This window comes from Micromonospora sp. HM134, from assembly GCF_007833915.1.
Taxonomy (GTDB): Bacteria; Actinomycetota; Actinomycetes; order Mycobacteriales; family Micromonosporaceae; genus Micromonospora; species Micromonospora wenchangensis.
On record NZ_CP041061.1, the window covers coordinates 2,666,824 to 2,679,231 of the forward strand.

A 12,408-nucleotide genomic window follows, 5' to 3' on the forward strand; every position below is an offset into this window, starting at 1 on the left:
TGATCGACGACGGCACCATGTACGCCGGCAGCGCCCGCTCCAGGTGGGCGACGAGTACGGCCGGGTCGGGCGCGGTGCCGTCGGGCACCACGTACGCGGCGAGCCGTTTGGTGCCCTGCGCCTCGCCCAGCAGCCGCAGCGCGGCGGCACGTACCGTCGGGTGCGCCTGCAACGCCGTCTCGATCTCGCCCAGCTCGATGCGGTAGCCGTGCACCTTGACCTGGCCGTCCTCCCGGCCGAGGAACTCGATCGTGCCGTCGGGACGCAGCCGGCCCAGGTCTCCGGTGCGGTAGAGCCGGACGCCGGTGACCGGGTGCACGACGAAACCCGCCGCGGTGGCCTCGGCGTCCCGCCAGTAGCCCTGCGCCAGTCCGACGCCGCTGATGTAGAGGTCACCTGTGGCCCAGGTGGGGCGGGGCCGCAGCGCCTCGTCGAGCACGTGCACCCCCTGGTGGGCCAGCGCCCGGCCGTACGGGATGCTGCGCCACGCCGGGTCGACCTCCCCGACCGGGTGGTGGATGGACCAGATCGACGCCTCGGTGGCCCCGCCGAGGCTCTCCACCCGGATCCCGGGCAGCGCCGCGCGCAGCCGGTCGGGCAGGGCGAGCGGTATCCAGTCACCGGAGAGCATGGCCAGCCGCAGCGACGTGGGCAGCGGGTGGCCGGCGTCGGCGTGGTCGAGCAGCAGGCCGGCCAGCGCCGGCACCGAGTTCCACACGCTGACCCGGTGGGTGCGGGCACGATCCGCCCAGTGAGCCGGATCGCGGGCCAGCTCCGGGTCGAGCGTCACGACCGCCGCGCCGGCCGCGAGCGTGCCGAAGATGTCGAAGACCGACAGGTCGAAGCTGAGCGCGCTGACGGCCAGGACCCGGTCGGTCGGCCCGACGGCGAACCGTGCGGTGACGTCGAGGAGGGTGTTGACCGCGCCGCGGTGGTCGATCGCCACCCCCTTCGGGACGCCGGTCGACCCGGACGTGTAGATCACGTACGCGAGGTCGGTCTCCGCCAGGTCCACCGGCCGCACCGGTGGCCCGCCCGCGCCGAGGGTGGTCGCGTCCACCACCAGCCGCTGGGTGCCCCCGGGCAGGGGCACCCGGGCCGATTCCACCAGGACCAGCTCCGCCCCGGCCCGCTGGAGCACCCGGGCCGTCCGCTCGGTGGGCCACTCCGGGTCCAGCGGCAGGTACGCGCCGCCGGCGTACAGGACCGCGAGGGTGGCGACGACCTGCTTCCAGCCCCGGTCGAGCAGCACCGCGACGAGCTGGCCGGGGCGCACGCCCCGGTCCTGGAGCCGTCCGGCCAACCGCCGTGCCTCGCCCTGCACGCTGGTGTAGTCGAGTTGCCGGTCCACGGCGAGCACCGCGGGCGCGGTGGGGGTCGCCGCCGCCTGCCGGTCGACCAGTTCGTGCAGGAGGGCCCGGCCGGTCGGCGGGGCCGCCGGCACCGGCGGGGCAAGCGGTCCGTCCACCGTGGTGTGCCAGGCTTCCGGGATCTCCAGCCGCCCGAGCAGCGCCCGGTACGCGGCGAACATCTCGGCGACCAGGCCGGCGGGGAACAGTTCGTCGATGCTGTCCCAGTTGAGGTGCAGCCGCCCACCGGCCTCCACGACCGTGTGGTCGATCCACACCTGCGGGGTCTGGGTGATGCCGTGGACGACCTCGCCGCCGAGCGCCGCCGCGAGGCCGCTGTCGCCGACGTCGGGGGCCGCCTCGGCCAGCGTGCTGTTGAACACGACCGGCAGGGCCGCGTGGCGGGTGCCCCGGGCGCGGGCGAGTTCCCGGTTGACCCGGACGCCGCTCGCCGCCGCGTGGTCGATGTCCTGCCAGAGCTGCTCCTGCACGGTGCGGGCCCGGGTGACGAAGTCGACTCCGGGCGTCACGTCGACCTCCAGCAGCACCAGGGAGGTGAAGTCGCCGATCACCGTGTTGATGCCCGGGTGCAGCGGCAGCCGGTTGAACAGCGGCAGGCTCAGCGTGAACCGTGACCGGCGGCTCCACCGGGCCAGCACCTGGGCGAACGCGGTCACCAGCAGCACCGACGGGGTGACTCCGTGCCGGCCGGCGGTCTCCTTCAGCCGACGCCACCGCGCTGCCGGCACCACCTCGTCGTAGCGGGTGAACCGGGGCTGTCCGACGCTGTCGGGCTGCCGTCGCAGCGGTAGCTGCGGTGCGGGCGGCAGGGTGGCGACCCGCTGCCGCCAGTAGTCGAGCGCCCGCTGGTAGCGCGGCGTGTCCCGCAGGGCCCGTTCGGCCAGGACGTAGTCGCGGAACGTCACCGCGAGCGGGGGCAGGTCGACGTCCGGGTCCGCGTAGAGCAACGCCAGTTCGTGTTCCAGGATCTGGCCGCTGGCCGCGTCGAGGATCAGCGCGTCGATGCTGACGTGCAGCCGGGTCTCGTCGTCGAGCAGCGTCACCGCGAACGCGAACAGCGGCCAGCGCCCGGCGTCGAGCACCTGGTGGGACATCCGCTGCCGGGTTTCGTCGAGCCGCTGACGGGCGGTGTGGGCGTCGAGGCCGCGCAGGTCCTGCCGGGCCATGACGTACGGCGGCACGTCCGCCAGGACCTGCTGGACGCCGTCGTGGAAGACCGCGCGGAGCATGTCGTGGCGGTCGATCAGCCGGTGCAGCGCCCGGGTGAAGCGGTCCTCGTCGAAGTCACGTAGCCGCAGCTCGCTGTAGCCGTGCGCGCCGACGCCGCCGAGTTCGAGGGTGGAGCCGCGGCCCACCCAGTACGCCTCCTGGATGTCGGTGAGCGGGAACGGCTCGTGCCGGCCGGCCGGGTCGGCGACGAGCGGTGGGAAGACGTCGACGGTGGGGGCGTCGGGCCCGGCCAGCTCGGCCGCCAGGTCCGCCAGGACCGGTTTGCGGAACAGGGTCCGCAGCGACAGCCGCGCCGACATCCGTTCGTTGATTGCGTGGACGAGCCGGGTCGCCAGCAGCGAGTGCCCGCCGAGGGCGAAGAAGTCGTCGTGTGCGCCGACCCGGTCGCGGCGCAGCACCTCGGCCCAGATGGCGGCCATCCGGGCTTCCCGCTCGTCGCGGGGCGCCACGTAGGTGGTGGCGACGTCGGCCTGCTCGGGCGCGCGCAGGGCCCGCCGGTCCAGTTTGCCGTTGGCGGTCAGCGGCAGCCGGTCCAGCACCACCCAGCGGGTCGGCACCAGGTGTTCGGGCAGCCGACGCCGCAGCTGGTCGCGGGCCGCCTCGGCGGTGACGTCACCGACCAGGTAGCCGACCAGGTGCGGGTCGCCCGGAGTGTCCTCGCGCAGCAGGACCGCAGCTTCGCGGACCCCCTCGACGTGCCGCAGGGCGCTTTCCACCTCACCGGGCTCGACCCGGAAACCACGGACCTTGACCTGGTCGTCGACGCGCCCGGCGAACTCGATGGTCCCGTCGCTGCGACGGCGGGCCAGGTCGCCGCTGCGGTACATCCGCTGGCCCGCCCCGGCGAACGGGTCGGGCAGGAACCGGGCCGCGGTCGCCGCCGGCTGGTTGAGGTAGCCCCGGGCCAGGCCGGCACCGCCGATGTACAGCTCGCCGAGCACGCCCGGCGGCACCGGTTCGCACCTGTCGTCGAGCACGTAGAGGAGGGCGTTGGCGATCGGCCGGCCGATCGGTGGCAGCGCCGGCCAGTCGGCCGCCGCCGCGGTGGCCAGGGCGTGCTGGCTGACCACGTGGGTTTCCGTGGGGCCGTACTGGTTGTAGAGGTACCGGCCGCCCAGCCCGGTCACCAGGGCCCGGACGTCGTCGTTGACCCGCAGCGCCTCGCCGGCGGTGACGATCTCGCAGCCTTCGGCCAGCGGGGCGTCGCCCGTGGTGAGGCCGGCCATCTGGTGCAGCACGGCCGCCGGCAGGAACGCCCGCCGCACCCCCTGCCCGGCGAGGACGTGCCGCAGCTGGCCGAGGTCGCGGGCGTGGTCCTCGCCGATCAGCACCAGCGTGCCGCCCTGACCCAGGGTGCTCCAGATCTCCTGGGCGGAGACGTCGAAGCCGATCGAGGCGAACTGGAGCACCCGCTGGGGCACCGGGCTGCCGGGTGCGGCGTAGCGCAGCTGCCAGTCGATCAGGTTGTCCAGGCACCGCCAGGTCTGCGCCACGCCCTTGGGGCGGCCGGTGGAGCCGGAGGTGTGGATGACGTAGGCGAGGTGGTCGGGGCGGGTGCCGGGGTCGGGGGCGGTGGTGGGGTGTCCGGTGAGGTCGGTGGTGTCGAGGTTGATCAGTGGGGTGGTGGTCAGGCCGTCGAGGGTGGCGTGGGTGGCGGTGTGGGTGAGCACGGCGACCGGTGCGCCGTCGGCCAGCAGGTGACCGAGGCGGTCGGTGGGGTGCGCCGGGTCCAGGGGAAGGTATGCGCCGCCGGCCCGGGCGACGGCCAGCACCGCGACGATCAGCTCCGGTGACCTGCGCAGGCAGACGGCGACGAGGGTGTCGGGTCCGACGCCGTGGCCGCGCAGGTGGTGGGCGAGTCGGTTGGCGTGGGTGTCGAGGTCGCGGTAGGTGAGCGAGGTGTCCTCGAAGGTGACCGCGACCGCGTCGGGGGTCGCCGCGACCCGCCGGGCGACGCGGGCGACGACGCCCAACTCCACCGGGGACGGCACCGCCTGGCGCAGCGCCTGTGCGCGCTCCCGTTCGTCGAGCAGGCTCAGCTGGTCGATCGGCTGGTCGGGGTGGGTGACGAGTTGGCTGAGGACGTGCCGCAAATAGCGGATGTGCCGCTCGGCCGTCGTCGCGTCGAACAGGGCGGTGGCGTATTCGAGGCTGCCGGTGATCCGTCCGTCGTGTTCGGCCAGGGCGAGGGTGAGGTCGAACTTGGCGGTGGTGTGGGGCGGCGGCAGGGCGGTGACCCGCACACCCGGGAGGGTCAACTCGCCGTCGTCGGTGTTCTGCCAGGCGAACATGACTTGGAACAGGGGGGTGTGGGCGAGGTTTCGGGTGGGGTTGGTGAGTTCGACGATGTGTTCGAAGGGGAGGTCTTGGTGGTCGAGGGTGGTGAGGGTGAGGTTGCGGATGTGGTGCAGGAGTTGGGTGGTGGTGGGGTTGTTGATGAGGGTGATGCGGAGGGGGAGGGTGTTGACGAAGAAGCCGATGAGGTTTTCGAGTTCGGTGCGGCGGCGGTTGGCGGTGGGGGTGCCGATGGTGAGGTCGTGGTGTCCGGTGAGGCGGGACAGGACGATGGTCCAGGCGGTGAGGAGGGTCATGTAGAGGGTGCTGCCGTGGCGGGTGGTGAGGGTTTTGAGTGCGGTGGTGAGGTCGGTGTCGATGGTGATGGGTAGGTGGTTGCCGTGGTGGTCTTGTTCGGGTGGTCGGGGTCGGTCGGTGGGTAGGGGTAGGAGGGTGGGGGTGTTGGTGAGGGTGGTGCGCCAGTAGTTTTCTTGGTGTTTGAGGGTGTCGTCGGTGAGCCATTGGTGTTGCCAGGTGGCGTAGTCGGCGTACTGGATGGGCAGGGGTGGCAGCGGGTCGGGACGACCGTCGTGACGGGCGGCGTAGAGCGCCCCCAGATCGCGGATCAGGACGCCGACGGACCAGCCGTCGGAGACCACGTGGTGCATCGTGACGAGCAGGACGTGCCGGTCCGGGGCGAGGGTGACCAGGCGGCCCCGGATCAGGGGACCGGTGGTCAGATCGAACGGGGCGGTGAACTCCTCGTCCTGGAGGCGGGCCAGGGCGGTGCCGGCGTCGGGTGCTCCGGTGAGGTCATGGGTGTGCAGGGTGAACCCGGTGCCGGGCGGGTCGATGTGCTGGTGGACCTCGGCCCCGGCGGGCACGAACCGGGTACGCAGCGCCTCGTGCCGGGCCACCAGGGCGTCCAGGGCGGCCCGCAACGCGTCCCGGTCGAGCCAGCCGGCCAGCTCCAGGGCCAGCGGCATGTGGTAGGTGTGGCCGAGCCCGCCGAGCCGCTCCAGGAACCACAACCGTTGCTGCGCGAAGGACAGCTCCAGCGGGGCGCTGCGGTCGGCCGGGTGGATCGGCGGCAGCACGTCGCGGCCGTCCGGGGTCAGCCGGGCGACGAAGGCACCGAGGGTCGGCGCCGCGAACAGCGCCGCCGGTGACACCTCCCGCCCCAGCACCTGCCGGATCCTGGCCACCAGCCGCATGGCCAGCAGCGAGTGGCCGCCCAGGGCGAAGAAGTCGTCGTGCCGGCCGACCCGCTCCAGCCCCAGCACCTCGGCCCACAGGCCGGCGACCATGCTCTCCAGCAGGCCGACCGGCTCGACGTGCCCCCGCTGCCCGAACGCCTCCCCGTCCGGTGCCGGCAGCGCCGCCCGGTCGAGCTTGCCGTTGGGGGTCAGCGGCCACGCGGCCAGCCGCACGTACGCCGCGGGCACCATGTGGTCGGGCAGTTCACCGGCGAGCCGGTCACGTAACCGGGCGGCGTCCGGCACCGACGACCCGGCCAGCACGTACGCGACGAGCCGCTGGTGGCCGCCGGCGTCCGGGCGCGCCACGACGACCGCCTCCCGCACCCCCTCGACGGCCGCCAACCGGGCCTCGACCTCACCCAACTCGACGCGGAAGCCCCGGATCTTCACCTGGAAGTCGTCACGGCCGAGGAACTCCAGGTTCCCGTCCGGCAGGCGACGCCCCAGGTCACCGCTGCGGTAGAGCCGTTCACCCGGCACGAACGCGCTGGCGTGGAAACGTCGGGCGGTCAGCTCCGGCCGGTTCAGGTAGCCACGGGCCACGCCCGCCCCGCCGATGTGGATCTCACCCACCACCCCGTCGGGGACCGGCTCACCCTCGGCGTCGAGCAGGTAGACCCGCACGTTGGGCAGCGGCCGGCCGATCGGCAGGCAGGTCGCCTCGTCGAGGCCGTCGGTCGGGAGCACGTAGCAGGTGCTGTCGACGGCCGCCTCGGTGACGCCGTACGCGTTGACGATGCGCACCCGGGGGCCGCACACGGCGCGTAGCTGGGCGGCGTTGGCGGCGGTCCAGGCGTCCGAGCCGCAGACCACCGTCTCCAGCCCGGCGAGGCTCCCCCCGGTCGACCCCAGGTGGGCCAGCAGCGGGATGAGCACCGCCGGCACGAAGTCGGCGAAGTCCACGTCGTGCCGGCGCAGCAGGGCGTCCAGGCCGGCGCTGTCCAGCAGCAGCGGACGCGGGCAGAGCACCAACCGCCCGCCGAAACCGAGCGCCCGCACCACGTCGGCGGTGAAGACGTCGAACGAGAAACTCGCCATCTGCAGGTGCACCAGACCCGGACGCAGGTCGAACAGGTGCTCCCAGGCGGCGGCGACGGCCATCAGCTGCCGGTGCTCGACCAGCACCCCGTTGGCGGTGCCGGCGGTGCCGGAGGTGTAGATCACGTACGCCAGGTGGTGGTCGGCCAGCCCGTCGACGACCGGATCGGACGCCGGCCCCCGCGCCCACGCCGTCGCGTCGAGGTCCAGGTCGACCACCGGGGTGTCGATTCCGGTCAGCGCGGCGTGCAGCCGCTCGCGGGCGGGGCCGTGGGTCAGCGCCGCCACCGGCGTGCTGTCACGCAGCATGGCGGCGAGCCGGTCGACCGGGTACGCCGGGTCGAGCGGAAGGTAGGCGCCCCCTGCCTTGAGGACCGCCAGCAGTGCCACCACCGAGTCCGGTGACCGTTCGACGCAGATCGCCACCAGCCGGTCCGGGCCGACGCCCCGGGCGCGCAGGTGGTGGGCCAGCCGGTTGGCCCGGCCGTTCAACTCGCCGTAGCTGAGCCGCTCGTCGTCGAGGACGAGGGCCACCGCGTCCGGGTCGCGGGCCGCCTGGGCCTCGACGAGATGGTGCACGCAGCGCCCCGGCGGGTACGCCACCGTGGCGTCGTTGCCCTCCTCCACCAGCCGGCGTCGTTCGCCGGGCGGCAGCACGTCCAGCCCGGCCACCGTGGCGTCCGGGGTCCGCTCCAGCGCGTCGGCCAGCGTGTGCAACGCCCGCTCGACCATCGCGCAGACCCGCTCGGGCGTCACCCCGGTCGCGGCGGCGACGGTCAGCACGACGTCGTCACCCAGGTCGTCGACGTCCAGGGCGAGCGGGTAGTTGCCGCGTTCCTGCGCGGTCAGGTAGGTCAGGTCGTCGGCGTCGGGGGCCGGCGTGGGAAGGTCCGACTCGGCGAGCACCTCGGCGTGGCGGTAGTTGAGCAGGGCGGTGAACAGGGGCGCCGGGGGTGCCACCGCGCTGCACGACTGCGCCGACGCCAGCGACGCGTGCTCGTAGCGGATCAACCCGGTCAGCGTCTCGTGGGTGCGCCGCACGCAGTCCGCGGCGCCGGTGTGGTCGAGGGTGATCCGCAGAGGGAGCGTGTTGAGGAACGGCCCGAGGATCCGGTCGTTGCCCGCGCCGCCGTCGAGGCGGCCGGAGAGCACGGTGCCGAACACGACGTCGGGCCGGCCGCTGGCCCGGGCCAGCACCTGCCCCCAGGCGACGTGGAAGAGGCTGGTCACCCCGACCTGGAGGGTCTGGGCCCGGTGCCGCAGTCGCCGGGTCAGCGCCGTGCCGAGCCGTACCCGGGCGTCGCGCATGCTGTGCCCGTCGCCGTGGATGTCGCGCAGGCCGAAGGGCACGGTCGGGCTGTCGACGTCGGAGAGCATCCGGCGGAAGAACGTCTCCTGCCCGGCCCGGTCGGTGTCGTGGCGGATCCGGGCGACGAAGTCGCGGAAGGGCAGCGGCCGGGGCAGCCGGTCGCCCGCGCCGGCGAGGTACGCGTGGACCTCGGCCCGGAGCTGTTTGAGTGAGGTGTTGTCGTCGATGATGTGGTGGATCAGCTCCACGGCCAGCCACCCGCCGTCGCGGGGGTCGCGGGCGACCAGCAGCCGCAGCAGGGGCGCCCGGTCGAGGGGGAGCCGACCGTACCGCTGGTCGACGTGCTCGCGGAGCTGCCGCAGCGGGTCGTCGCCCGCCGGGTCGAGCGGGACCTCCTCCACCGGCAGGGCGGCCCGCCGCCACACCACCTGCACCGGCTCGGTGATCCCGTGCCACACCACCCCGGTACGCAGCACGTCGTGCCGGGCGATCACCGACTCCAGCGCGCTGCGGTAGCGGTCCAGCCGGTGCCGGTCGGCGAAGCGCAGGACGGTGGTGACCAGGTAGGGGTCACGGTCGCGGGCCATCAGGTGGTGGAAGAGCATCCCCTCCTGCACCGGGGCCAGCGGGTAGATGTCCTGCACGTTCGGGGCCCCGCCGGCGACCGTGGCGACGACCGTGTCGATCTCCGGCTGGCTGAGCCGGACCAGCGGCAGCAGGTCCGGAGTGATCCGTTCGCAGCCGGCCGGGATGGGCTGCCCGGTCTCGTCGGCCCGGTCCGCGTCGGCACCGACCGCGGCGGCCAGGTCGGCCAGGACCGGTGCCCCGAAGAAGGTGCGGACGTCCGCCGTGAGGCCCTGCCGGCGCATCCGCTCCAGCACCCGCAGGGCCAGCAGCGAGTGCCCGCCCAACGCGAAGAAGTTGTCGTGCCGGCCGACCCGTTCGACGCCGAGCACCTGCGCCCAGATGGCCGCGAGCGTCTGCTCCACCGCGCCGACCGGTGCGGTGTAGTCGGGGGCGGCGAAGGCCGACCCGTCCGGGGTGGGCAGCGCCCGGTGGTCGAGTTTGCCGTTGGGGGTGAGCGGCCACTCGGCGACCCGCACGTACGCGGCGGGCACCATGTGCTCCGGCAGGACGGCGGCCAGTCGGGTGCGCAGCGCCTCGGCGGTCAGCCGACGCACCGACGCGGTGAAGTAGCCGACCAGTCGCGGCTCCCCCGTGGTGTCGGTCGTGACCGTCACGACCGCGTCGCGGACGCCCGGGCAGGCGGCCAGGCGGGCCTCGATTTCGCCCAGCTCGACGCGGTAGCCCCGGATCTGCACCTGCGAGTCGTTGCGGCCCACGTATTCGAGGCTGCCGTCGGGGCGGTGGCGGACGAGGTCACCGGTGACGTAGAGCCGGTCCCCGGCCACGAACGGGTCGGGCCGGAAGCGTTGCGCGGTCAGGGCGGGACGGTTGAGGTAGCCGCGGGCGACCCCGGCACCGCCGACGTGCAGTTCACCGACGACCCCGGGTGGCACCGGTTCACCCCGCCCGTCGAGCACGTAGAGGCGCAGGTCCCCCAGGGGCCGCCCGATCGGGCTCACGCCCGCGCGTTCGGCGTCGGCCGGGGTCAACGGCCGGTAGGTCACGTGCACGGTCGTCTCGGTGATGCCGTACATGTTGACCAGTTCGGTGTCGCGGTTGCGGGGGTCGGCGTACCAGGGGCGCAGCATCGTCGGGTCCAGCGCCTCGCCGCCGAAGACCACCGTGCGTAGCCGGTGGGGCCGGCCGCTGTCGGCCTGCGCGGCGATCAGGCCGCGGAACGCGCTGGGGGTCTGGTTGAGGACGGTCACGCCCTCGTCGCACAGGAGCCGGTGGACGTCGGCGGGGGAGCGGGTGGTGAGCCGGGGGACGATCACCAGTCGGCCGCCGTGCAGCAGCGCTCCCCAGATCTCCCACACCGAGAAGTCGAACGCGAAGGAGTGCAGGAGGCTCCACACGTCGGTCGGGCCGAAGTCGAACCAGCCGGCCGTGGCGGAGAAGAGCCGGGTCACGTTGGCGTGGGTGACCATGACGCCCTTGGGGCGGCCGGTGGAGCCGGAGGTGTGGATGACGTAGGCGAGGTGGTCGGGGCGGGTGCCGGGGTCGGGGGCGGTGGTGGGGTGTCCGGTGAGGTCGGTGGTGTCGAGGTTGATCAGTGGTGCGGTGGTGAGGCCGTCGAGGGTGGCGTGGGTGGCGGTGTGGGTGAGCACGGCGACCGGCGCGGTGTCGCCGAGCAGTTCGGTGAGGCGTTCGGTGGGGTGGGCCGGGTCGAGTGGCACGTACGCGCCGCCGGCCTTGAGGACGGCGAGGAGGGCGACGATCAGCTCCGGTGCGGGGTGCAGGCAGACGGCGACGAGGGTGTCGGGTCCGACGCCGTGGCCGCGCAGGTGGTGGGCGAGTCGGTTGGCGTGGGTGTCGAGGTCGCGGTAGGTGAGCGAGGTGTCCTCGAAGGTGACCGCGACCGCGTCGGGGGTCGCCGCGACCCGTTCGGCGAACAGCGCGGGGATCGTCCGTTCCACCGGACGGGCGGTGGTCTCGCTCCACGCGGTGAGCAGGTCGCGTCGCTCGACCGGGTCGAGCAGGCTCAGCTCGTCGACCGGCCGGTCGGGGTGGGCGACGAGTTCGGTGAGGACGTGCCGCAGGTGCCGGATGTGCCGCTCGACCGTGGACGCGTCGAACAGGGCGGTGGCGTACTCGAGACTCCCGGTGATCCGTCCGTCGCGCTCGGCCAGGGACAGGGTGAGATCGAACTTCGCGCTGGTCCACGGGCTGCGCAGCGCGGTCACCTCGACACCCGGCAGGTCCAGGCTGACCTCGTCGGTGTTCTGCCAGGCGAACATGACTTGGAACAGGGGGGTGTGGGCGAGGTTTCGGGTGGGGTTGGTGAGTTCGACGATGTGTTCGAAGGGGAGGTCTTGGTGGTCGAGGGTGGTGAGGGTGAGGTTGCGGATGTGGTGCAGGAGTTGGGTGGTGGTGGGGTTGTTGGTGAGGGTGATGCGGAGGGGGAGGGTGTTGACGAAGAAGCCGATGAGGTTTTCGAGTTCGGTGCGGCGGCGGTTGGCGGTGGGGGTGCCGATGGTGAGGTCGTGGTGTCCGGTGAGGCGGGACAGGACGATGGTCCAGGCGGTGAGGAGGGTCATGTAGAGGGTGCTGCCGTGGCGGGTGGTGAGGGTTTTGAGTGCGGTGGTGAGGTCGGTGTCGATGGTGATGGGTAGGTGGTTGCCGTGGTGGTCTTGTTCGGGTGGTCGGGGTCGGTCGGTGGGTAGGGGTAGGAGGGTGGGGGTGTTGGTGAGGGTGGTGCGCCAGTAGTTTTCTTGGTGTTTGAGGGTGTCGTCGGTGAGCCATTGGTGTTGCCAGGTGGCGTAGTCGGCGTACTGGACGGGCAGGGGTGGCAGCGGGTCGGGACGACCGTCGTGACGGGCGGCGTAGAGGACGCCGAGTTCCCGGGTGAGGATTCCCAGCGACCAGCCGTCGGACACGATGTGGTGCATCGTCAGCAGCAAGACGTGCCGGTCCGGGCCGAGGACCACCAGCCGGCCACGGAACAACGGACCGGCCGCCAGATCGAATCGGGCGGTGCTCTCCTCCCGCTGTAACCGGGCCAGCGCGGCCGGGGCATCGGCGTGCCCGGTCAGATCGTCGTAGCGCAGCGGGAACCCCACCCCGGGCGGGTCGATCTGCTGGAACGCCTCGTCACCGTCGCCGACGATCCGGGTACGCAACGCCTCGTGCCGGGCCACCAGGGCGTCCAGGGCCGCCCGCAACGCGTCCCCGTCGAGCCGGCCGTCGAGTTGGAGGGCCAGCGGCATGTGGTAGGCGTGACCGACCCTGCCGAGCCGCTCCAGGAACCACAACCGCCGCTGCGCGAACGACAGCGGCAGGAGACCGGACCGGTCCGGCAACC

At 73.1% G+C, this 12,408-nt stretch carries 1 protein-coding gene (only partly in view); it reads right to left on the minus strand.

Annotation, left to right across the window (positions count from 1 at the left end):
* A protein-coding gene (locus tag FJK98_RS11870) for a non-ribosomal peptide synthetase (protein WP_168222430.1) crosses the window boundary here: on the minus strand, positions 1-12,406 show its 5' portion. It extends 1,094 nt beyond the left edge of the window; only the first 12,406 of its 13,500 coding nucleotides appear in the window; its start codon is at positions 12,404-12,406; the stop codon falls past the left edge of the window.
* Positions 12,407-12,408 lie beyond the last annotated feature (2 nt).